The following is a 22671-nucleotide window of genomic DNA, read 5'->3' on the forward strand; positions in this document are numbered from 1 at the left end:
GTCAGCTCACCACTCCGGTCATGACGCCCACGGGGACGGCGATGAAACCGGCCGTGAGCAGCAGCGCGAGGACGTTCGCGACGGTCTTGAGAGCGCGGTCGCGGGTGCGGCTGCCGACGCCGAGGGTCTGGGCGGCGCTCCAGAAGCCGTGCCGGACGTGCAGGCCGAGCGCGAGCATCGCGACGATGTAGATCACGTTGCCGTACCAGGTGGAGAAGGTGTCCACGACGTTCTGGTACGGGTGGCCCTCCTGGAAGCCGCCGGAGTGCACGGTCCCGGTGGTCAGGTCGAGGATGTGCCAGACGATGAAGAGGCCGAGGATGATCCCGCCCCAGCGCATGGTCCGGGTCGCGTAACCGGCCCGGGCCCTGCTGTGCACGTACTTGGTGGGGCGGGCCCTGATGTCGCGGCGGCTGAGCTGGTAGGCGGAGGTCGCGTGCGCGACCACGGCGACGACCAGGACGATCCGGACGAGCCAGAGCGTCCACTCGTAGTGCATGAACGGTTCGCCGATGGTGCGCAGCCAGTGGGCGTAGTGGTTGAACTCGCCGGCCCCGAAGTAGATCTTCAGGTTGCCGATCATGTGCACCACCAGGTAGAGCAGCATGATCAGGCCGCTGACGGCCATCACCGTCTTCTTGCCGACGGAGCTGTCCCACATCGTGCGTGCCATGGACGGCCGTCGGTCCGTCCGCGTTGCCAGAGCCATGCCGATGACGGTAGGGCCGAACGGCCCCATCGGTCCAAGACATGGTCCGGCTTGATTCGATAGTCAGGGACTATCGTGTCCCCATGCAGTTCCAGCAGCTCCAGTACTTCGTGGCCGTGGCGGAGACCCGGCACTTCACCCGGGCCGCCGAGCTGGTGCACGTCGCCCAGCCGTCGCTGTCCCAGCAGATCAGGGCGCTGGAGCGGGAGCTGGGGGCGGATCTGTTCCTGCGGGCCCGCGGGAACATCACGCTCACCGACGCGGGCGAGGCGCTGCTGCCGCTGGCCCGGCGGATCCTGGCGGACGCGGACACGGCCCGGCACGAGGTGCAGGAGCTGGTGCAGCTGCGCGGTGGCCGGGTGCGGCTGGGGGCGACGCCGAGTCTGTGCACGGGGCTGCTGCCGGACGTGCTGCGGGCCTTCCACGACCGCTATCCGGGCATCCAGCTGCTGATCGAGGAGAGCGGCTCGCACGATCTCGTACGGGAGCTGGCGCGCGGGGCGCTCGACCTGGCGCTGGTCGTGCTGCCGCTGCCGCCGGGGTCGCCCGCGCTGACCACGGTGGAGCTGCTGCGGGAGGACCTGGTGGTGGTGTCCTCACCGGAGGCGACGGTGCCCGGGCAGGGGCGGGGCGGGGTGCGGATCGCCGATCTGGAGGGCGAGCGGCTGGTGATGTTCCGGCACGGGTACGACCTGCGGGAGCTGACCGTCGCCGCGTGCCGCTCGGCCGGGTTCGAGCCGGGTTTCGCGGTGGAGGGGGGCGAGATGGACGCGGTGCTGGGGTTCGTGCGGGCGGGGCTCGGGGTGGCCGTGGTGCCGCGGATGGTGGCGGCGCGGTCGGGGCGGGGGCTGCGGGTGACGCCGCTGGCCAAGCCGGGGCTGCACCGGACGATCGCGCTGGCGCACCGGAGTGACGTGGCTCCGCCGCGGGCCGCGCGGGAGTTGCAGCGGATGCTGTTGGAGAGATGACCGTGCCCGGTCGCGCCGTCGTGGTGGATCGCCGTACGGGGCGCGGGAAGGTGCGTGCCCGGTCGCGCCGTCGTGGTGGATCGCCGTGCGGGGCGCGGGGGGTGTGCGTGGCCGGTCGCGCCCACGCGGCGGAGCCGTAGGTCGGCACCGCCCCGCGCCCCTTCGGGACGCTCAGCCGGTCGCGTCCACCAAGGCGAGGTCGTGGAGCCTCTCCGGCGGGCCCGGACGGGCGTAGTACCAGCCCTGGGCCGTGTCGCAGCCCAGTATGCGGAGCTGCTCGGCCTGGGCGCCCGTCTCCACGCCCTCCACCGTGACCGCGAGGTCGAGGCTGTGGGCGAGGGAGACGATCCCTTCCACGATCTTGAGGTCGACCGGGTCCGCCGGGAACTGCTGCATGCTCTGGGTGAAGGAGCGGTCCAGCTTGAGGATGCTCACCGGCAGCCTGCGGAGGTTGGCGAGGTTCGAGTAGCCGGTGCCGAAGTCGTCCAGGGCGATGTCGACGCCCATCTCCGCGAGGCGCCGCAGCGGCTTGAGGAGGTCGTCGTCGGCGCCGATGAGCGCCGACTCGGTGACCTCCAGGCAGAGTGCCTCGGGGGTCACCCCGGTCCGCTCCAGGATCTCCACGGTGTCCTGGACCAGACCGGGATGGGTGAGCTGGCACGGGGACAGGTTGACGTTGATCCGCAGCGGGTCCGCGCCGGTGTCGTCGCCGTAGCGCTCCCGCCACTCGCGGGCCTGGCGGATCGACTCCTCCAGGACCCAGCGGCCCAGCGGGACGATGAGCCCGGTGTGTTCGGCGAGCGGGATGAACCGGTCGGGGCCGAGGACGCCGTGCTGCGGGTGCAGCCAGCGGACCAGGGCCTCGGCGCCGCGGACACTGCCGTCGCCGAGGTGGACCAGCGGCTGGTACTCGATGAAGAACTCGCCCCGGTCCAGCGCCGCGGGCAGCGCGGTGGTCAGGCCGTGCCGGGTGATGGCGCGGGCGTCGGCCTCCGGGTCGGCCAGCTCGGAGCGGTTGCCGCCCGCGGACTTGGCCCGGTACATCGTGATGTCGGCGCTGCGCAGCACCTCGGCCGGGGTGCGCTCGCCGGCCGGGCCCTCGACGATGCCGATGGAGCCGCGGACCATGAGTTCGCGGCCGTCGATGCTGATCGGGGTGACGAGGGCGTTCATGATGCGGTCGGCCAGGTCGTCGACCTCGCGCTGGGTGGCCCGTCCGGTGGTCAGCGCCACGAACTCGTCGCCGCCCAGCCGGGCGACCATCTCGCCGGGCGCGGTGGCGCAGGACTGGAGCCGGTCGGCGACCTCCACCAGCAGCCGGTCGCCGGCCGAGTGGCCGAGGCTGTCGTTGATGGTCTTGAAGCCGTCCAGGTCGAGGTAGCACAGGCCGAAGCGCTGGCCCTCGCCCGCCGAGAGGGCCTTCTCCAGACGCTCGAAGAACAGCGTGCGGTTGGGCAGGCCGGTGAGCGCGTCGTGGGTGGCCTCGTAGCGCAGCCGGAGGTTGAGCAGCCGCCGCTCGGTGGTGTCCTCCATGAGGGCCAGCTGGTACTGCGGCGCGCCGTCCGCGTCCCGGAGCAGGGAGACGGTCAGGTTGGTCCACAGGACGGTTCCGTCGGAGCGGTTGAACGCCTTTTCGACGTGGTAGTGCTCGCGGTCGCCGCGCACCAGCTCCTCGTAGAGCCGCCAGGTCTGGGGCGCGTCCTCGGGGTGCGTCCACTCCATGACCTTGCGGCCGCGCAGCATCTGCTCGGAGCCGCCGAACATGCGCAGCAGCGCGCCGTTCACCTGGAGGACGTTGCCCTCCAGGTCGGCGATGCCGATCCCTATCGCCGCGCCCTCGAAGACGGCGCGGAAGCGGGCCTCGCTGGCGTGCAGCGCCTCGGCGACCACGCCCTGGGCGCGCAACGCGGCCTGGGCGATGGCCTCCTGCTCGGCCAGGGTGCGCTCACGCAGCGCCTGGGCGAACCCGGCGGCCATCGCGTGCTGGATCCGCGAGCAGCGCATCCGCAGCTCGTCCTGGGGGCCGTCCTCGCCGCAGTAGAGCACCAGGTAGGCGTCGACGCAGTCCAGGGTGCGGGTGAGCGCCTCGGGGTCGGTGCAGTGCGCGTCGATCAGGGCGGCGCCGGCCTGCCGGGCCTCGTCGGCGTCGAAGCCGTGCGCCAGCAGGACCTCGCTCAGCCGACGGGCCAGCGGGAGGAGCTGTTCCTCGAACTCCGGGCGGGTCAGGGACGTCGAGGTCACCGGGAACACGGCCCGGCTCCAGATCGTCGCGAACCGGCGCAGTCTGTCCTCCGGGCCGTCCGGCTCCGCGATCACGCCGCGATCCCCACGCCGGCGAATCCGGAGAAGGCATACGGATCCTCGTCCTCCGGCGCCGACTCCGGCCGCCAGTGCGGCATCGGCACCAGTCCGGGTTCCACCATGTCGTACCCCTCGAAGAACCGCGCGATCTCCTCGCGCGAACGCATGATCAGCGGGTTGCGGATGTCCTTGTACACGTCCACCGCGCCCTCGGCCCGCTCTGCCGGGAGCGGGATCCCCTCGTAGGAGGCATGGGTGAGGACGAGCAGGCTGCCGGGCGCGAGTGCGTCGCGCAGCTGTGTCACCGCCTCGTACGGGTCGTCCGCGTCTTCCACGAAGTGAAGTATGGCAACGAGAAGCAGCGCCACTGGCCGATTCAGGTCGATGAGACGGCTCACCTGAGGGCTCGACAGGATCTCCTGGGGCTTGCGGAGGTCGGCGGCGACCACGTCCGCGTCCTCGTTGCCCTCCAGTACGGCGTTGCTGTGCGCCACGGCCACGGGGTCGTGGTCGACGTAGACCACGCGCGCGCCGGGGTGTGCCGTCTGGGCCACCTCGTGGACGTTCCCGAAGGTGGGGATGCCGGAGCCGATGTCCAGGAACTGGTCGATGCCCGCGCCCGCGGCGTAGCGGACGGCCCGCCGCATGAAGGCACGGTTCGCCTGCATGATCTTCGGCAGGCCGGGCAGGTGTGCCATCGCCTTGCGGGCCGCCTCCCGGTCGACCTCGAAATTGTGCGAACCGCCCAGGTAGAAGTCGTAGATACGCGAAACGCTCGGCACCGAGATGTCGATGCTGCGTGGGGCCCAGGCGGGACGCTCCATGTATCTCTCCAAGGCTGAGGCGATCCGGTGTTCGAGCTGAGGCTACTGATCGCCTGCGAACAGGGCGAGCCGAAACGGAAATTGACCGTCCGTTCCTGGTCACCGGCCCGGAACCGACCGTTCGATTTGGGGGCGTTCGGGCAGTGCGCCGGGTGCGGGCCGTTCGCCGTTTCCCGCGCCGCGGCGGCCTGGTGGCGGCGCGGTGGCGGCGGAATGCCAAGAGCCCGCCCCCTCCGTGCGGTGTGGAGGGGGCGGGCGGTCGTGCGCCGTTGTGTTGTGTCTTCGTCCGGAACTCTCGCTGACCTCTGCCCTCCCTTCCGCGATACGCGAATGTGGACTTGGGCGGGGCGATCAACCCTGGGGAGGTGATCCCTTTCAGCTCGGCGCGCCGACCAGCTTTCCTTCGGGCGAGACGGCGTACCACGTGCCGCCGACGCCCTGGCCGTTGGTGTCCCCGGCCTTCGCGTCACCGGAGAAGGTGTAGATCGGCCAGCAGTCGACGGTCATCTGCTTCTGGCCGTTGTCGGAGCGGGTGAAGCCCATCAGGCCCTTCTTCTCCACGCCCTTGGTGTCGCTGGCGTCGACCTCGGCGACCGCCGGCCACTTCTCCAGGCAGGCGCCGGTGCAGTTCGAGACGGACTTGGGCCACGCCTTGTCCTTGATGAAGCGGTAGACCGTCCGGCCGTTCTTGTCGACGACGATGTCGCCGAGCTTGGCGTCCTTGCGGACGGAGAGCCCGGGCAGGTCGGCCAGGGTGGCCTTCTTGCCGTCGGGGGCCAGCGCGAACCACTTGCCGCCCACGCCCTGGCCGTTGACGTCACCGGCGTTGACGTCCTTGGCGTAGCGGTAGACCGGCCAGCCTCCGACGGTCAGCTGCTTGGTGCCGTCGGTGCGGGTGACCTCGCCGAGCAGGGCCTTGTCGATACCCGCGCCGGCGGTGGCGTCGTCGGCGGGGACCGGCGGCCAGGTGGTGGCGCAGTCGCCGTCGCAGTTGGACTTGGGGGGATTGGCGGTGTCGGTGTCGAACCGGTAGAGGGTCAGGCCGCTGCCGTCGGTCAGCACATTGCCCAGGTCGGGGTTGCTGGCGACGGTCAGCTTGCCGGCCGGCTGGACCGCGGCCGGGGAGCTGGAGGCCTGGTTGCCGTCGGCGCCGTAGCCGTTGCCCGCGCCGGAGCTGGCGGTGGGACTGGTGATGCTGCCGATGCCGGCCGGTGCCGTGGCACCGACGTTCTGGGCCGCCGAGGACGGAGTGGTCGCGTTGTCCTGACCGCACGCCGTCGCGAACACCATCACCCCCGCGGCCGTGGCCACCAGCGAGGCGCTCCTCCACGAGGTCTTCATCGTCAACTCCCCATAATCGCCTGGATATTGCAGCGCCTCTGCGCCGCCGCACGACACCAGGTACGGACGCCGGGGGCCGAAGTGTTCAACGGGCGCACGAAATTCTTTCGGGAGGCTGTGGCCCCGGACCGCGCCCCGCACGAACGTACAGTTCGAGCCAATCGCCAGACCGTCTGATTCAAACCGGTTTACGCCGCATGTACCCCGTTCGGGCCAATCCCCCCGTACTCCGGCGCGCGACGGCGTCCGACGCCTCATGATCTTCGTCGTGCATGCACCCGATGCGACCCGACTCGCGCCCGCCTCAAGGGTGTTGGCCCTGGTGACGTTGGTGTGGACCCTGGTGGGCTGCCCGGTCGGCACGGCCTCGGCCGACGTCTGCGCCTACGCCTCCGCGGGGCCCGACGGCGTCCAGGCGGTGGCCGTCGCCGGCGATGTCCAGGCGGTGGCCGCCGTGGGCGGCCCCCGGCCCGTTCCGCCGTGCCCGGCGCCCCCGCCGCCGCCCTGCCCCACGCCCACACCGACACCCACTCCGCCCCCGCCCCCGCCGCCTCCGAAGCCCACGCCCAGACCCACCCCGAAGCCGACGCCGACACCCACCCCCAGGCCCACTCCGCCGCCGCCCGAACCGGCGCCACCGCCGCCGAGGCGGGCACCGGTCGCGAAGCCGACGCCCACGCCCACCCCGCCCCCGGCCCCGAAGCCCCGGCCGAAGCCCACGCCGACCCCGACGCCCACCCCGAAACCGACGCCGACCCCGGTGACGTATCCGCCGTACCACGTCCGGTCGACCGGCTCGGTGGCCCCGAACCACACCTCCCCGGTCACCTACGTCCTGCTCATCGCCGTACCCGCGATCATCGCCGTCGCCGCGTTCCGTGCGCGCTGACGGCCGGCCCACTCATCTTCTGGAGGCTTCCGTTGCCGGATTGGCTTGTTCTCGTCCTCGCGACCCTCGCGGCCTGTGCCGTGGTGGTCGTCATCACCCTCCTGCGGGACAAGAGAGCGCCGGAGGACGAGGATCCCTCCGAGACGCCGGACGTCATCGAGTACATGACCATGTGGATCGGCGTCATCTACGCCATCGTCCTCGGACTGGCGGTGGCCGGCGTGTGGGAGGCCCGCAGCGCCGCCCAGGACCATGTGCAGTCGGAGGCGCAGGCGCTGCACGAGATCTATGAGCGGGTCCGGGTGTACCCGCCCGACGTCCGCGACCGGATCCGGGGGGACGTCGACGCCTATGTCACCCAGGTCGTCGGGAAGGAGTGGAAGGTGATGGCCGACAAGGGCCGTCTCACCCCGCAGGGGGCCGCTCTGCTCGCGACGATCCGTCAGGACGTCACCGACTACCAGCCGAAGAGCGACTTCGAGGCGCAGGCCTACCAGCCGCTGGTGGACCAGGTCGCCGCGCTCGACCAGTCGCGCAGCGCCCGCGCCGACTCGACCGGGGCCACGATGCCGGACGTGGTGTGGGCCGGACTGCTGGCCGGGGCCGCCATCACCATCGGGATGGTCTTCGCCCTGCAGATCAGGCGCACCCGGCGCGAGCTGGTCCTGGCGGCCCTGTTCTGCGCGACGATCACCTTCATGCTGTTCCTGATCTGGGACTTCGACGAGCCCTACAGCCGGGGCATCACCGCGACGTCCCAGCCTTTCCTGGCGCTCTTCCCGCACCTCGGCGGATAGACCGCGCGCGGGGCGTGGCCCCGCCGCCCCGGGGGACACCGCGCCACACCGGCGGTGTCCCCCGGACGCAGCGGCGATGTCCTCCGGACGGCCCAGCACACTCCCCCGTTCGCGCTACTGCGTTCGCGCGGCCGCGCGGACGTTCCTAGCGTTCCGATCACCGGGGTGCATTTCCGGCGCAGGCGGAACAGGTCCGCAGCCGCTCCTCGGGGACCGGAGGAACCACATGCGCGCGATACGTGTCGCATCGGCCGCACTGCTGGGCGTCGGCGCCCTCGCCCTCTCCGTCCCGGCCGCCCTCTCCAGCGACGGCGGCGACGGGGGCCGTGACGGCGGCCGCGACGGCACGCCCTTCGGCTTCCAGGTCTCGCCGACCACCGTCACGGCGGGCGGCCGGGTCACCCTGCACCTGAACCGCGACGGCGGCTGCCGGGGCGAGGCGACGGTGACCTCGGGCGTGTTCGACACCGTCCGGATCCCGCAGGGGCGGGACTCGGTGACGGCCACGATCGACCGGGACGTGCGGACCCGGACCTCGTACCGGGTGACGTTCAACTGCGACGGGGCGAGCGCGTCGACCGATCTGAACATCTCGGAGGCCGTCTCCGCCGGCCGGACCGACGGCAACTCCGGCGTCGGCCGCGCCGACGGGAACTCCAGCGGGCGCGGCGACGACCTGAGCGGTGGGAGCACGGACGGCGGGTCCGGCGGCCGCGAGGACCTCAATCCACAGCCGCTCCCGCCCGGACACGGCGTCCAGGCCGGTGCGGGCGGCAGCGTCGCCGGGTTCGACCTGGGAGAGATCGGTCTCGGCACGGCGCTCGTCCTCGGCACGGTCGGCACGGCGTACCGCCTCTCGCGCAGACAGGCCGGGCGGGACGGCGCCTGAGCGGACCCCGGACGGACAGGGCCGTCGCCCCGGTTCCGTACGGGACCGGGGCGACGGGTCCGCCGAGGCCGTGCGGGCCTCGGCGCCGGGGTCAGATCCGCTTCTCGTGGCGGCGGCGCAGCCAGAACCCGCAGCCGGCCAGCACGGACGCGCCCACCAGGCCGCCGCCGATCGCCATGTCGGTCGGGGTGGCCCCGCTGGAGGTGCTGCCGCCGAGCCCGCCGCGCACGCCGCCGAGTACGGCGAACGCGTTCGGCCGGGTCAGGGTCCGGCCGTCGCAGCGGACGGTGAGGTCGTAGGGGCCGGGGCGGGCGTCCCGGTCGATGGTCGCGACGCCGCGCGCGCTGTTGCCTCCGAAGGGCGACAGTTCCGTCGTACGGAAGGCGCGGGAGCTCATGACGCCGCCGCGGCAGCCGCCGACGGTGACGGTCAGCCGGGCACCGCTCGCGATGGCTCTGGGCTGGGCGACGATGTTGCGCACGCCGTCGCCCCGGCCGTCGCCGCGGCCGCCGCCGAAGTCGTCGAAGCGTCCGTCGTCACCGCGGTCGCCGAACTCGTCGCCGATCCCGTTGTCACCGCGGCCGTTGTCACCGCGGCCGTTGTCGCCCCGGCCGCCGCCGAAGTCGTCGTTGCCCCGTCCGCCGAGCCCGTCGTTGCCGCGTCCGCCGAAGCCGTCCCCGCCCCGTCCGCCGCCGTTGTTGTTGTTGAAACGCCCGTCGCCGCCGATCCCGCCCACGCCGAAGCCGGGGACCACGACGCCCGGGGCGACCCCCACTCCGGGAGCGACGCCGACCCCGGGCGCGACCCCGACGCCGGGGGCCACGCCTGTTCCGGGGGCGACGCCCACGCCACCGACGACCGGGGCCTGGGTGTTGGCAGGGCCGCCGCCGTTGCCCATGCCGTCGGCGACGGCCATGGGGGCGGCGGCCCCGAGAACGGCGACCACTGTGCACGCGGCCGCCAGGGCACGTGAGTTTCGCATCTCTTCCTCCGCGGAAGGCGCCCCGGGAACGGTCCCCGGTCGAATCGGCGAGAAAGCACCTCCCGATCAGACCCTCAGATGCCTTGAACACGCCCGCATTTCGAGAATGGTCCGTCCTGGTGAGCGGACACGCCGAATGAAAAGCACACAATCGGATATTGCCGCAGGTCACGGACCGTCAGAAAAAACCTGGGAACGGCAACTCGGATGGCGCACCGCGCCGAGTGCGGGCCACCCGTTCGCCGGTCGCCCCGTCGCCGCCCGGGTGCGCGGGACTTAGCGTTTCCCCATGCGCGATACGGACGCGGCGGCGACCGCGTCGAGAGGGGATGGCGAATGTCTGCGTCCGAACTTTTCGAGCTGGCCGAAGAGGAGGAGCGACGGAGGAAGCGTGCCCCCTGGGGCGTGATAGCGCTTGTTCTGCTGACCGGTCTGGCGCTCATCCGCAACGGCTCGGGAGAGTTCGACGTCGGCCCGCCGCAGCCCGCCTCGGCCGCCGCCCCGGACAGCCGCAGCACGGTCCCGGGCACCTTCGCCACGGCGCCCGACGCGCTGCCGTTCTCGGCGGCCGACCGGATCAGGATCCCGGCGATCCGGGTCGACGCTCCCGTGATGCCGGTGGGCCTGGACACGGACGGCTGGATCGCGCCACCGCCGCCGGACGACCCCAACCTGGCCGGGTGGTTCACCGGCGGCGTCTCGCCCGGCGAGAAGGGCACCTCCGTCGTCGTCGGCCATGTCGACAACACCAAGGGCCCGGCGGTGTTCTACGGTCTCGGCTCCCTGAAGAAGGGGAACCGCATCGAGGTCGTCCGCAAGGACGCGAAGACCGCCGTCTTCGAGATCTACGGGATCGAGGTCTTCGCGAAGGCGAGCTTCCCGGGCGACCGGGTCTACGGTTCCAAGGGCACCCCGGAGCTGCGGGTCATCACCTGCGGCGGCGGTTTCTCCAAGCAGAACGGCTACGACGGCAACGTGGTGGTCTTCGCCCGCCTGGTCGAGGTCCGCTGAGACCACCACCGGGCGGGCGCGGGCCCGTTCACGTGCGGCGGCGCGGCACGGTCAGGCGGTAGCCGTTGTCCAGCAGGTAGGGCAGGTACTCGCGCAGCGCCTCGACGCTCTGCGAGCGGTCGCCCCCGGCGTCGTGGGAGAGCACCACGACACCGGGGGCGGCGCCGTTCTCGACGATGTCGACGATGGTGCGGGTGCCCGGGGTCGTCCAGTCGGTGCTGTCGACGGTCCAGGCCATCGGCTCCATGCCCATCTTGGCGCCGAGCTGGAACGCGGCCCGGTTCCAGGCGCCGTAGGGAGCGCGGAACCACTGGGGGCGCAGGCCGTAGGTGTCCTCGATGGCATCGCTGGTGCTCTCCATCTCGTCCCGGATCTCGCTGCGGTCCAGGGTGGTCAGCAGCGGGTGCGTCCAGGTGTGGTTGCCCACGACATGGCCCTCCTCGGCCATCCGCGCCACCAGTTCCCGGTTCTCCACGATGCACTCCCCGCACAGGAAGAACATGGCGCGCACGTCGTACTTGGCGAGGGTGTCCAGGATGTGCGGGGTGTAGTTCGGGTTGGGTCCGTCGTCGAAGGTGAGCATCATCCGCCTGCCCTTCCCGGAGATCTCCAGGATCGGTTCCTTGCGGACCTTGAGCTTGCGCGGGACGTCGGGCGGCGGGCCGTAGCCGGTGAGCGGCCGGAGCCGGAAGCTGGAGGACTTGAGCGCCGGGCGGGCCTGCGGTCCGGCGGCCGGGACGGCGGGGCCGCCCGCCGCGGCGCCGCCCGCCGCGTCCTGGCCGGCGCCGGCCACGATGGCTCCCGCGGTGCCCGCGGCGCCCAGAGCGGCGGCGCCGGCGAGCAGCAGCCGGCGCCGGGTGAACATCTGATCCTTCTGCATGACCCATCAGTCGCCCGGCCGGGCACCGGCGCACCGCATCGACACCGGTGCGGCGGCCGGAAAACACCCGCACGGCCCAGAGCCGGGAGGTTTCGGGCGCCCCCGGCGGCTCTCGTCAGCGGCGGCGCACCAGCGGGAACGGCAGCGTCTCACGGATCGTCAGGCCGGTGAGGAACATGACCAGCCGGTCGACACCGAGGCCGAGCCCGCCGGCGGGCGGCATCGCGTACTCCAGGGCGTCGAGGAAGTCCTCGTCGAGCTCCATCGCCTCGGGGTCCCCGCCGGCCGCGAGCAGCGACTGGGCGGTGAGCCGGCGGCGCTGTTCGAGCGGGTCGGTCAACTCCGAGTAGGCGGTGCCCAGTTCGGTGCCGAAGGCGACCAGGTCCCAGCGCTCGGCGAGCCTCGGGTCGGTGCGGTGCTGCCGGGTGAGCGGGGAGACGTCGGTCGGGAAGTCCTTGTAGAAGGTGGGCAGCCGGGTCCGCTCCTCGACCAGCCGTTCGTACATCTCCAGGACGACGTCCCCCGGTCCGTCGTCGGCGGTGTACGGCACGCCGACGCGGTCGCAGTGCCGGTGCAGGCGCAGCAGTTCGGTGCCGGGGCCGATCTCCTCCCCCAGCACCTCGGAGATCGCCCCGTACACGGTGCGGACCGGCCAGGGGCCCGAGATGTCGTACTCCTGCCCGTCCCTGCGGGCCACCGGCGCGCCGAAGGCCGCGGTGGCGGCGGACTGGATCAGTTCGCGGGCGAGGTCGAGCATCACGTCGTAGTCGGCGTACGCCTGGTAGGCCTCCAGCATCGTGAACTCGGGGTTGTGCTTGTGGGAGACGCCTTCGTTGCGGAAGGTGCGGCCGAGTTCGAAGACCTTCTCCAGGCCGCCGACGCACAGGCGCTTGAGGTAGAGCTCGGGGGCGATGCGCAGGTACAGGTCGAGGTCGTAGGCGTTGATGTGGGTGGTGAAGGGGCGGGCGTTGGCGCCGCCGTGGATCTGCTGGAGCATCGGGGTCTCGACCTCCAGGTAGCCGCGGTCGAGCAGGCCCTGGCGCACGGCCTGGACGGCGGTGGAGCGGACCCGGACGACGGCGCGGGCGGCGGGGCTGGTGGCGAGGTCGAGATAGCGGCGGCGGACCTTCGCCTCGGGGTCGGCGAGGCCCCGGTGCTTGTCGGGCAGCGGGCGCAGGCACTTGGCGGTGAGCCGCCAGTCGGTGACGAAGAGGGTCGGTTCGCCCCGGTCGGTGCGGCCGGCCCGGCCGGTGGCGGTGATCTGGTCGCCGATGTCGGTGTCGGCGGTGAACCGGTCGAGGGCCGGGCCGGACCCGTCGCGGGTGAGGGCGAGCTGGTGGTCGCCGGACCAGTCGCGCAGGACGGCGAAGACGATGCCCCCGAAGTCGCGGACCAGCATGATCCGCCCGGCGACGGTGGCCGTCTCGCCGTCGCGCAGGTCCGCGAGGGCACGGAGCGGCTCGCCCGGGGCCACCGGGTAGGGGTCGGTACCGGCCGCGCGCAGCCGGTCGAGCTTGCGGCGGCGCACCCGGAACTGGTCGGGCAGCCCGGCGTCCGGCGCGCCGGGCCCGGCCGCGTCCTCTCCGCCGGGCCCGGGCACCGGCCGGGACGGCGGCCCCTCGACGGGGCGCGGCCCGGCCCTCGGGTGCCCCTTTCCCCAGAGCTTGCGCAGGGACGGTACGGAGACGAACCCCTCGGCGATCCCGGAGGCGAGGCCGATGCGGGCGAGGGAGCCGGCGTCGGCGTAGCAGAGGAAGCGCGGGTACCACTCGGGGTGGTACTTGGCGTTGGAGCGGTACAGGGCCTCCAGCTGCCACCAGCGGGAGAAGAACAGCAGCAGGCGGCGCCACAGGCGCAGCACCGGTCCGGCGCCGATGCGGGCGCCCTCCTCGAAGACCGAGCGGAAGACGGCGAAGTTCAGCGAGACGCGGCGGACACCCAGTCTGGGGGCGGCGGCGCACAGGTCGGCGACCATGAACTCCATGACCCCGTTGGGGGCCGCGCGGTCGCGGCGCATCAGGTCGAGGGAGACGCCGTCGCCGCCCCAGGGCACGAAGGAGAGCAGGGCGAGCAGCCGGCCGTCCTCGGCGAGGGCCTCGACGAGGAGGCAGTCGCCGTCGGCGGGGTCGCCGAGCCGGTCCAGGGCCATCGAGAAGCCACGCTCGGTCTCGGTGTCGCGCCAGGCGTCGGCCTTGTCGACGACCTCCTCCATCTCGGTCTCGGTGAGGGTGGCGTGGCGGCGGATGCGGGTGGTGGCGCCGGTGCGCCGGACGCGGTTGACGGCCTGCCGGGTGACGCGCATGTCGCGGCCGCCGAGGTCGAAGCCGGCGACGTGCAGGATCGCCTCGTCGCCGAGTTGCAGGGCGCCGAGGCCGGACCGGACGTAGGCCTTGGCGCCGTCCTCGGAGGCGCCCATCACGGCGGGCACCCAGGCGTGCCGGCGGGCCGTGTCCAGCCAGCCGGCGACGGCGTGCGGCCAGGCCTCGGGGTCACCGACGGGGTCACCGCTGGCCAGGCAGACGCCGGCCTCGACCCGGTAGGTGACGGCGGCCTTGCCGCTGGGCGAGAAGACCACGGCCTTGTCGCGCCGGGTGGCGAAGTAGCCGAGCGAGTCCCGGTCGCCGTAGGCCTTCAGGAGGGCGCGGACGCGGGCCTCGTCGTCGCCGTGCAGGGCCGCTTCCAGGCGCTGTGAGCGGAACAGGGTGGCGGCGGCGTTGAGCAGGGCGAGGGCGCCGAAGAGGCCGAGGAGGAAGGCGACGAAGCGGGGCGGCCGGCCGGCGTAGTTGTACCCGGAGACCAGGCCGCCGCAGACCCGGTCGGCTGCCCAGGCGAGGTGCTGGCTCTGCGGGAGCGAGCCGGGGAACAGGGAGACCAGGCCCCAGCCGACCAGGATCGCCACCACCAGGCCGGCCAGCAGCACGGCGAGGGCGCGGCGCAGGGCGGCCCGGCGGGAGGCGGCGTAGAACTCGCGGCGGGCCACGACGAGCAGGGCCAGGGCGAGTCCGCAGACCAGCAGTGAGCTGAACGAGTACCAGTCGAAGGCGAAGGCGATCGTCAGGACGTCGGTCAGCGCCAGGAGGCCGAGGTAGACCACCACCAGCCACCAGGCGACCTTCTTGCGGGCGGCGGTGGCGCCGCCGAGCAGGAAGAGGAAGACCGCGTAGGCGAGGTTGGGGCTGACGGGCACCACGACGGCGTCGAGGAAGCGCACGACCGGGTGGAGCAGGACGCGCAGCGGGGCGATGAAGGAGAGCAGGGCGCACAGCAGGGCGAGGGCGCCGAAGAAGGTCCCGAAGGCCTCCGGCACCCAGGTCAGCCGCCCGCCGCCGGGCGGGCGCGTCGGGCCCGCCGTCTGCTTCGCCGGGGCGGGCTCCACGGCGGCACTCATGTTCCGACTGTAGGAACGGCCCGCCCGGCTCGCCCGTCGAGCGGTCCCGGGCACTGACCGGACCTGTGGATTCCGATAGCCTCGCACCGTGGCGGAACAACACCGGTTCGAGCGGGGCACGGACGGTCCCAAGGTCATCGTCGTCGGCGTGGACGGTTCGGACTCCTCATGGCGGGCGGCGTCCTACGCCGGTGGGCTGGCCCGGCGGCAGCACGCGCTGCTGGCCGTGGTCTACGTGCAGCCGGTGCTGGCGGCCGGGGCGGCGCTCGGGGCGCCGGTGACGGAGGCCACCGACGAGATCGCGGAGGACCTGATCAAGGAGATCAGGGACGCGGCCGAGCGGCTCAAGGGGATATTCGAGGTGCGCTGGGAGTTCCACACCTTCCGCGGCGACCCCTACAACGGGCTGGTGAGGGCCGCCGACGAGCTGAAGGCGGACGCGGTGGTGGTGGGCGCCTCCGAGCAGGCCGGGCACCGGATCATCGGCTCGGTGGCGATCCGTCTGGTGAAGGCAGGGCGGTGGCCGGTGACGGTGGTGCCGTGACCTCCCGGGGCTCCCTCAGCAGTGCCGGGGTCGCCAGCAGCAGGAGGCCGGCCAGGGCGATGGCGGCGCGGGGGCCGGCGAGGGTGGCCACCAGGCCCCACAGGGCGGTCAGGGCGGCCGTGGCGGCCTTGCCGGTGATCGACCAGGCGGACAGGGTGCGGGTGACCCGGTCGTCCGGGGTGCACTCCAGGCGGCGGGTGGCGAACACCGGGTTGTAGACGCCGGAGCTGGTGATCACGCCGAACTCGACGGCCATCACCAGCAGCAGTCCGGGCAGCCCGGGTCCGACGAAGGCCAGTCCCACGGGCCAGACGGCGCGCAGGGTGCCGGCGGCGCGCAGCACCCGCCGGCGTCCGTGGCGGGCGACCAGCGGGCGGGCCAGCCGGGAGCCGAGGAGGCCGCCGAGGCAGGGCACGGCGAAGGCCAGGCCGTACTGCCAGGGGGTGAAGCCGAGCCGTCCGAGCATGAGGACGGCGAGCGGCGGGGTGGCGACCATGATCAGGGCGTTGCTCGCGAGGCTGTTGAAGAACAGCGGGCGCAGGGCCGGGCTGGAGAGGATGTGCCGCCAGCCGTCGAGCAGGTCGGCGGCGCGCAGGCGGTCCGCGCCCGCCCGCACGGGGCGGGGTTCGCCGCCGCCGACGGCGCGGAGGCCGAGGGCCGACAGCAGGAAGCTGACGGCGTTCGCCACGACCGTGGTGACCGGCCCGAACACGCCGATCAGGGCGCCGCCGAGGGGTGGTCCGAGGACGAGGGCGGTCCAGTTGGTGGACTCGAACCGGGCGTTGGCGCCGAGCAGTGCGTCGGCCGGGACGAGCGACTTGAGGAAGGCGCCGGAGGCCGCGTTGAAGGTGATGTCGGCGGCCGCCACCACGACCGAGACGAGCAGCAGCTGGCCGAGGCCGAGGCCGCCGAGCGCGTAGGCGACGGGGACGGTGAGCAGCGCGGCGAACCGGAACAGGTCGGCCCCGATCATCACCGGCCGTTTGCGCCGGAACTCCACCCACGGCCCGAGCGGCACCGCCGCGACGGCGCCCACGGCGGGTCCGGTCGCGGCCAGCAGCGCCACCTCGGCGGAGTCGGCGTGCAGCGCGATGACCGCGATCACGGAGAACGCGTCGAAGGCCAGGTAGGTGCCCAGCGCACTCACCGAGCAGGCGGCCCACAGCCACCCGAACCGCCGCCCCATGCACAACCTCCCGTTGGCCCGGGACATGAAAACGCGCAGGTGGCCGACGGATCAAACAACCTCCCGGCCGCTTCCCACAACCAGCGGTTGTACGGTGACGAGGTGGACCTCAAGGCAGTGCGCACCTTCGTCGCGGTGGCCGACTCGGGACAGTTCCAGGACGCCGCGGCGGCGCTGGCGGTCACCCAGCAGGCGGTCTCCAAGCGGATCGCGGCGCTGGAGCGGGAACTGGGCGTACGGCTGTTCGTCCGGACACCCCGGGGCGCCGACCTGACCGCCGACGGCCGGGCCTTCCTGCCGCCCGCCCGTGAGCTGCTGCTCGCCGCGGAGCGGGCCGCCGCCTCCGTACGGCCGGGGCGGCGCGCCCTGCGGGTCGACGTGATCGGCCCCCGGCTCGCGCCCGCCGGGCTGCTGCGCGGCTTCCACGAGGCGCACCCGGACCTCCCGCTGGACGTGGTCACCCTCTTCGACGTGGACTCCGCGCTCACCGCTCTGCGCTCGGGCACCGTCGACGCGTCCTTCCGCGCCGTCGCGATGCCCGGCCGGCCGCTGCCCCGGGGCATCGAGGCCGTCCGGGTGTACGACGAGCCGGTCCAGCTGCTCACCGGGCCCGGGCACGCCCTGGCCGGGCTCGCCTCGGTCACCCCGGGGCGGCTGGCCGGGCACCGGATCTGGATGCCGGGGATCGTGGACGGCACCGAGTGGGCCGCCTACTACGCCTCGCTCGCCGCCGAGTTCGGGCTCACCATCGACTCCTCGGGGCCCAACTTCACCGGCGCGGTGCAGGACGCGCTGGCCGGCTCCGACACCCTGGCGACGCTGGTCGGTGAGCGGACCCGGCTGGTCTGGCCGCCCGGGCACGGTCTGCGCCGTGTCCCGCTGGTGGACCCCGTGCCGGTCTACCCGCACTCCCTGCTGTGGGCGGCCGCCAACCCGCACCCGGCGCTGGCCGCGCTGCGCGCGCATCTCACCGCCTCGCGGCCCGCGCCCGCCGCCATCCGCACCTGGACGCCCGGCTGGGCCGAGACCGTGCGTGGCGTCTTCCGTCCGTAGCGCGCCTGGGCCATCATGATCCGCCGTCAGCCGTTCGCGATCGGCGAAGAGGTGAGGCACATGGCCAAGCTCCGTATGGGTGAAGGAATTCTCCGTCGCAAACCCATCGAACACATCGAGGAGACGGAGGTCACCGAGGGACCCCGGCTCGACCGGTCGCTGGGGCTGGTCCAGCTGACCGCGATCGGCGTGGGCGGCATCATCGGCGCGGGCATCTTCACCCTCGCCGGCACGGTGGCCCACGAGACGGCCGGGCCCGCCGTCCTGGTCTCGTTCCTCATCGCCGGCCTGGCGAGCGCCTGCGCCGCGCTGTCCTACGCCGAGTTCGCCGGGCTGATCCCGAAGGCGGGGTCGGCGTACACGTACGGCTACGCGGTGCTCGGCGAGTTCGCGGGCTGGTTCATCGGCTGGGACCTGCTCCTGGAGTACACGGCGATCGTGGCGGTGGTCGCGATCGGCATCTCCGGGTACTTCAGCTTCCTGGTCGAGGAGATGGGCGCGAACCTGCCGCACTGGATGCTCGGCGCCCCGGGCACCGGGGACGGCCACCGGGTGGACCTGTTCGCCGCGCTGCTCTGCCTGCTCATCGCGTATCTGCTCAACCTCGGCATCCGCAGCGCCGCGCGCTTCGAGACGTTCGTGGTCGTGCTGAAGGTGCTGGTGGTGCTGCTGGTGATCGGTGTCGGCGTGTTCCACATCAACACGGACAACTACCACCCGTTCTTCCCGTTCGGCATCAGCGGCGCCTTCACCGGGGCGGCGACCGTCTTCTTCGCGGTCTTCGGGTACGACGCGATGTCGACGGCGGCCGAGGAGTCGAAGGACGCCCAGCGGCACATGCCGAAGGCGATCATCTACTCGCTGGCGATCTCGATGGTGCTGTACGTGGCGGCCTGCCTGGTGCTGACCGGTATGCAGAACTACAAGGACATCGACCCGGAGAGCGGCTTCTCCACGGCCTTCAAGTCGGTGGGGCTGAGCGGGCTGGCGGACGTGATCGCGATCGGCGCGATCATCGGCATCCTGACCGTCATGTTCACGTTCATGCTGGGCGTCACCCGTGTCTGGTTCTCCATGTCCCGCGACGGACTGCTGCCCGCCTGGTTCGCGAAGACCCACCCGACGCGGCACGTGCCGACCCGGGTGACCTGGATCGTCGGGGCGGCGTCGGCGCTGCTCGCCGGGTTCGTGCCGATCGGCGAGGCGGCGGAGCTGACCAACATCGGCATCCTGCTGGCGTTCGTGGTGGTGTGCGCCGCGGTGATCGTGCTGCGCTACCGGCGGCCGGACCTGCCGCGCACGTTCCGGACACCGTGGATGCCGTTCGTGCCCGCGCTGGGGGTGCTCTTCTCACTCTGGCTGATCACGTTCCTGAAGTGGCAGACCTGGGTGCGGTTCGCGCTCTGGTTCGTGATCTACTTCGGCTACTCGTACAAGAGGTCGCGGCTGGCGGTACGTCAGAGCGGGTCGGACGGCGGGCAGGAGGGCGCCGAGGGCCGGTGAGCGGGGGCGCCGCGGGCTACTCCCCCATCACCAGACCGTCCTTGGCGGCGCCCCGGCTGAACACGACGTCCCGGATGGCGTCGCGCGCGGCGGTGAAGTCGGCGCCCTGGCCGATGGCCGTGTTGAGGTCGACGACCCGGCCGGCGTCGAGGTCGTAGAGCTGCGGGATGAACTCGGCCCTGGCCACCTCCCAGCGGGCGCCGGGCCGCCGCGGCGGGGTGAAGGTGAAGCGGGCCAGGGTGGACTCGTTGCCGCGCGGGTCCTGGTGGCCCTGGCGGTCGTACATCTCCCCGGCGATCTGGTCGCCGAGGCCGTAGACCACCCAGGTGCCGTTGACCTTCTCGTACGCCTGCGGGATGTGGGCGTGGGTGCCGAGGACGAGGTCGATGTCGGGGCGGTCGCCGGTCCGTGCGCCGGTCAGCCGCTCGGCGAGGGTGAGCTGCTGCTGGTCGGGCGCGTCCTGCCCGTCGGTGCCCCAGTGCACGGAGACGACGACCACGTCGGCGCCGGCCCGGCGGGCGGCGCGGGCGTCGGCGACGATGCGGTTCTCGTCGAGGAGGCCGACGGCCCAGGGCTGTCCGGGCGGCAGCTGGTTGCCGTTGGTGTCGAAGGTGTAGGAGAGGTGGGCGACCCGGGCGCCGCCCGCGGCCATCAGGGTCAGGGTGCCCGCCTCGGCCTCGGTGCGGGCGGTGCCGGAGTGGCGCAGGCCCGCCTGGTCCAGGGCGGCGAGGGTGCGCTGGATGCCGGCGGCGCCGTCGTCGAGGGCGCGGTCGGAGGCGGTGGAGCAGCCGTCGTAGCCGGTGGCGGCGAGGCCCGCGGCGAGCTGCGGCGGGGAGGTGAGGCCAAAGCGGTCGCCGTCCGCGCCGGTCACGGTCGCCAGGTGACAGAGCGCCAGATCGGCCCGGGAGACCACCGGCTGGACGCCCGCGAGCATCGGGCGGAAGTCGTGGCCGTTGCCGCCCGCGTCGAAGCCGGCGTGCTCGACGGCGGACCTCTGCGGCACGACGTCGCCGGAGGCGACGAGGGTGAAGCCGCCGGGAGCGGCCGAGGCGGCCGCCGGACCGCCGGGCGGAGCGTCGTGCTCCTGCCGTTGGTGGTTGGTGCAGGCGGCCGCGGTGGCGAGGAGAGCGGTCAGGGCCAGGGCCGCCTGGCGTCTGCGATTGATCATCAGGAGCACCCCAGAGTCGCAAGCCTTGTCCTATTTACAGATCAATGGGTACGAAGGTGGGGCGGACCGCAAACAACTCGGGCGCCCCGATTGACCCATCCGGGTCGGGTTGGGGGGATGACGGACCGTTCGTCGCACCGTTCGCCGACGCGATCGACCGTCCGTCGCAGATCCCTGTGCGCCCCCTGTCCCCCGACCGGGCCCTGCGATGCCATACGGCCATGACGGCCGGAACCACCCTTCCCCATGGGACGACGACCGCCGAGCACGAGCTCGCAGCCCTCCAGCGCGAGCACGGCCGACCCCTCTTCGCGCTGCTGCTGCGGCTGAGCGACGGGGACCGGCAGCGGGCCGAGGACCTCGTCCAGGAGACCTTCGTACGCGCCTGGCAGCACCCGGAGGCGCTGCGCGCCGACGACTTCGACTCCGTGCGCCCCTGGCTGCTGACGGTCGGCCGGCGGCTCGCCATCGACGCGCGCCGGGCCCGGCAGGCGCGCCCGCCCGAGGTGCACGACGCGGTCCTGGAGAACACCCGGGTGATCGGCGACCACGCCGAACGCGCCGCCGCGGCGCTCGACGTCCGGGAGGCTGTGAAGACTCTCACTCCCGAGCACCGCGAAGTCCTGGTGCTGGTGTATTTCCGGGGGGCGAGTGTGGCGGAGGCCGCCGAGACCCTGGGCATCCCACCCGGTACGGTGAAGTCCCGTGCGTACTACGCGCTACGTGCCCTGCGCCGAGTGCTACCGGGTTACGCACCCGACCTGCGTTGAAACCGCGGAAAAGGTCAAACCTCGGTAAAGCGCCTTGCTGAGGACCGTGTTTGAGCAATCAGCTGTCTTCATCCGTGTTCCGCGCCGGGAGAGGGACGGACCCGGGGTCGGGGCCACGCGCCCACCGGAGGAAGGCAGGACGGGATGCTGCACAGAGGTCAAGAGAGCACGGGCGGGGCCGGCAGTGGGGAACTGGCCGTGCCGATGGCCTGGTTGTACGCCGAGTACATCGCCGACGAGCTGCTGCGCACCGGCGATCTCATGCCACCGACGTCCTTCGAGTTCCGGGCCGGGCGCGACGCGCTGGCGCTGACCATCTACCTCTCCGACACGGACGGCGAACTGTCGGGCATCCGGGTCGTGTCCCAGTTGGAGACGTGGCTTTCGCTCACGGCGTACGACCAGCCGTGGCAGGACTGGGTCGCGGAACGTATGGAAGGACTGAGCACCGAGGCGGCCGAGTCGGGCCTGCCGTCACCGGACCTCGATCTGGCCGCGGCGGCCTGGCGCTGGCTGGAGGAGACCGAGCTGCTCGCGCCCGATCTGGACGCGGTGCCGGGGGGCGGTTCGGTGTTCGGCGAGGACGACGGTCCGAAGGTGTGGACACCCGCCTGGCGGCTGGGTCTGCCCCTCGGACATCTCGCCATCCATCTTTTTTGATTCAGGACCAATCCGGGAGCCCGGCCGCTCCGAATCCTTTGGTTACGATTCTGTACGTGCCTTGAGTGAATCCTCTGCCGACTGCGTACGGGTGGAAGCAAGGAGCAACGAGTAACCCCACCCCCACCCTTCGGCACGAGGATTCGGCATGAGGTCCCTGGAACGGCATCGCGACGTCGGCGCGTACGCGCTCGGCGTGCTGGACGAGGCGGAGGCGTTCCGCTTCGAGGACCACCTCATGGAGTGCCCTCGCTGCGCGGCACACGTGACTGAATTCGGACCCGCGGCACGGCAGTTGATGCTGTACCGCCGGGCCACGCCGCGCTTCGTGCACCCCATGGCCCAGCCCGGTCCCCGGCTGCTGGACAGGCTGCTGGCCGAAGTGGCGAGCCGGCACCGCGCCAAGCGCCGCAAGCTGCTCTACGGCCTCGCCGCCTCCGTGGTGTTCGCGATCGCGGGGCCCGGCATCATGACCTACGTCGGCCAGGAGGCCGTGCCGGCCGTGCACGTCACCGCGGCCACCGACGCCCAGTCGGGGGTGTGGGCGCAGGTGAAGGAGGCGGACACGGACTCGGGCACCGAGATCGAGCTGAAGGTGAAGGACGCGGACGGGCCGCGCTCCTGCCGGCTGATCGCCATCGGCACCGACGGCTCCGAGCAGATCGTCACCACCTGGGCCGAGCGGGACCAGGACGACCGGGTGAGCACCATGTCGGGCGGCTCCTCGATGCACCCCGACGAGATCGACCACTACGAGGTGCGCGGCGCGGACGGACGGCGCCTGGTGACCCTGGACCCCAAGTGAGCG

At 72.5% G+C, this 22671-nt stretch carries 20 protein-coding genes; 10 read left to right on the forward strand and 10 right to left on the reverse strand.

Annotated features, from left to right (window positions below; all coding sequences use genetic code 11):
* Position 1 precedes the first annotated feature (1 nt).
* Positions 2-673 (reverse strand): succinate dehydrogenase, encoded by a 672-nt coding sequence (locus ACZ619_RS00440; protein ID WP_469593242.1) that lies wholly within the window; start codon positions 671-673, stop codon positions 2-4.
* Between the two features lie 119 nt (positions 674-792).
* Here ACZ619_RS00440 and ACZ619_RS00445 point away from each other — a divergent pair, with 119 nt between their 5' ends.
* Positions 793-1677, forward strand: a complete 885-nt coding sequence (locus tag ACZ619_RS00445; RefSeq protein ID WP_469592456.1) for a LysR family transcriptional regulator — start codon at positions 793-795, stop codon at positions 1675-1677.
* A gap of 171 nt (positions 1678-1848) precedes the next feature.
* Here the strand turns inward: ACZ619_RS00445 and ACZ619_RS00450 are convergent, their stop codons facing one another.
* The 4 genes from ACZ619_RS00450 to ACZ619_RS00465 all read right to left on the reverse strand — a co-directional run bounded on the left by ACZ619_RS00450 (position 1849) and on the right by ACZ619_RS00465 (position 6971).
* Complete coding sequence (locus ACZ619_RS00450) at positions 1849-3993, reverse strand: putative bifunctional diguanylate cyclase/phosphodiesterase (RefSeq protein WP_469592458.1); 2145 nt, start codon at positions 3991-3993, stop codon at positions 1849-1851.
* Entirely contained in the window at positions 3990-4802 is an 813-nt protein-coding gene (locus ACZ619_RS00455) for an SAM-dependent methyltransferase (RefSeq protein ID WP_469592460.1), read from the reverse strand. Before ACZ619_RS00455 ends, ACZ619_RS00450 begins: the two co-directional genes overlap by 4 nt.
* 375 nt (positions 4803-5177) lie before the next feature.
* Positions 5178-6143, reverse strand: a complete 966-nt coding sequence (locus tag ACZ619_RS00460; RefSeq protein WP_469592462.1) for an SCO0930 family lipoprotein — start codon at positions 6141-6143, stop codon at positions 5178-5180.
* A 384-nt stretch (positions 6144-6527) separates the two neighbouring features.
* Positions 6528-6971 carry a hypothetical protein gene (locus tag ACZ619_RS00465; protein WP_469592463.1) on the reverse strand — a complete coding sequence of 148 codons (444 nt, stop codon included), beginning with the start codon at positions 6969-6971 and terminating at the stop codon, positions 6528-6530.
* A gap of 93 nt (positions 6972-7064) precedes the next feature.
* Here ACZ619_RS00465 and ACZ619_RS00470 point away from each other — a divergent pair, with 93 nt between their 5' ends.
* Together ACZ619_RS00470 and ACZ619_RS00475 are read left to right on the forward strand one after the other, a co-directional pair.
* Positions 7065-7829 (forward strand): bestrophin-like domain, encoded by a 765-nt coding sequence (locus ACZ619_RS00470; RefSeq protein ID WP_469592465.1) that lies wholly within the window; start codon positions 7065-7067, stop codon positions 7827-7829.
* Between the two features lie 226 nt (positions 7830-8055).
* Entirely contained in the window at positions 8056-8718 is a 663-nt protein-coding gene (locus ACZ619_RS00475) for a hypothetical protein (protein WP_469592467.1), read from the forward strand.
* 91 nt (positions 8719-8809) lie between these two features.
* Here the strand turns inward: ACZ619_RS00475 and ACZ619_RS00480 are convergent, their stop codons facing one another.
* On the reverse strand, positions 8810-9700 hold the full coding sequence (locus ACZ619_RS00480) for a hypothetical protein (RefSeq protein WP_469592469.1): 891 nt from the start codon (positions 9698-9700) through the stop codon (positions 8810-8812).
* Between the two features lie 336 nt (positions 9701-10036).
* Here ACZ619_RS00480 and ACZ619_RS00485 point away from each other — a divergent pair, with 336 nt between their 5' ends.
* Positions 10037-10711 (forward strand): class F sortase, encoded by a 675-nt coding sequence (locus ACZ619_RS00485; protein ID WP_469592470.1) that lies wholly within the window; start codon positions 10037-10039, stop codon positions 10709-10711.
* Positions 10712-10739: 28 nt separating this feature from the next.
* Here ACZ619_RS00485 and ACZ619_RS00490 read toward each other — a convergent pair whose 3' ends face one another.
* Together ACZ619_RS00490 and lysX are read right to left on the reverse strand one after the other, a co-directional pair.
* A complete protein-coding gene (locus tag ACZ619_RS00490) occupies positions 10740-11591 on the reverse strand; it encodes a polysaccharide deacetylase family protein (protein WP_469592472.1) in 852 nt (283 codons plus the stop codon).
* Between the two features lie 115 nt (positions 11592-11706).
* Positions 11707-14979, reverse strand: a complete 3273-nt coding sequence (gene lysX / locus ACZ619_RS00495; RefSeq protein WP_469592474.1) for a bifunctional lysylphosphatidylglycerol synthetase/lysine--tRNA ligase LysX — start codon at positions 14977-14979, stop codon at positions 11707-11709.
* Positions 14980-15067: 88 nt separating this feature from the next.
* On the opposite strand from lysX, the gene ACZ619_RS00500 reads away from it, so the two are divergent.
* Entirely contained in the window at positions 15068-15523 is a 456-nt protein-coding gene (locus ACZ619_RS00500; RefSeq protein ID WP_469592476.1) for a universal stress protein, read from the forward strand.
* Here the strand turns inward: ACZ619_RS00500 and ACZ619_RS00505 are convergent.
* A complete protein-coding gene (locus ACZ619_RS00505) occupies positions 15459-16709 on the reverse strand; it encodes an MFS transporter (RefSeq protein ID WP_469592478.1) in 1251 nt (416 codons plus the stop codon). The genes ACZ619_RS00500 and ACZ619_RS00505 overlap by 65 nt on opposite strands.
* Before the next feature lie 102 nt (positions 16710-16811).
* Between ACZ619_RS00505 and ACZ619_RS00510 the strand changes: the two genes are divergently transcribed.
* Both ACZ619_RS00510 and ACZ619_RS00515 read left to right on the forward strand, forming a co-directional pair.
* The gene (locus tag ACZ619_RS00510) at positions 16812-17762 is read left to right on the forward strand and encodes a LysR family transcriptional regulator (RefSeq protein ID WP_469592479.1); all 951 of its coding nucleotides are present in this window, start codon (positions 16812-16814) and stop codon (positions 17760-17762) included.
* 60 nt (positions 17763-17822) lie between these two features.
* Positions 17823-19265: an amino acid permease gene (locus ACZ619_RS00515; protein ID WP_469592481.1), complete on the forward strand. Its 1443-nt coding sequence runs from the start codon at positions 17823-17825 to the stop codon at positions 19263-19265.
* 16 nt (positions 19266-19281) lie between these two features.
* Here the strand turns inward: ACZ619_RS00515 and ACZ619_RS00520 are convergent, their stop codons facing one another.
* On the reverse strand, positions 19282-20433 hold the full coding sequence (locus ACZ619_RS00520) for a CapA family protein (RefSeq protein WP_469592483.1): 1152 nt from the start codon (positions 20431-20433) through the stop codon (positions 19282-19284).
* A 221-nt stretch (positions 20434-20654) separates the two neighbouring features.
* Here ACZ619_RS00520 and ACZ619_RS00525 point away from each other — a divergent pair, with 221 nt between their 5' ends.
* The 3 genes from ACZ619_RS00525 (at position 20655) to ACZ619_RS00535 (ending at position 22668) form a co-directional block, all read left to right on the forward strand.
* Positions 20655-21203, forward strand: coding sequence for a sigma-70 family RNA polymerase sigma factor (locus tag ACZ619_RS00525; RefSeq protein WP_469592485.1), 549 nt, complete (start codon positions 20655-20657; stop codon positions 21201-21203).
* Positions 21204-21347: 144 nt separating this feature from the next.
* Positions 21348-21863 carry a hypothetical protein gene (locus ACZ619_RS00530; protein WP_469592486.1) on the forward strand — a complete coding sequence of 172 codons (516 nt, stop codon included), beginning with the start codon at positions 21348-21350 and terminating at the stop codon, positions 21861-21863.
* Positions 21864-22011: 148 nt separating this feature from the next.
* Complete coding sequence (locus ACZ619_RS00535; RefSeq protein WP_469592488.1) at positions 22012-22668, forward strand: zf-HC2 domain-containing protein; 657 nt, start codon at positions 22012-22014, stop codon at positions 22666-22668.
* The last annotated feature ends 3 nt before the right edge of the window (positions 22669-22671 follow it).

The sequence above is a fragment of the Streptomyces sp. NPDC104367 genome, assembly GCF_055583825.1.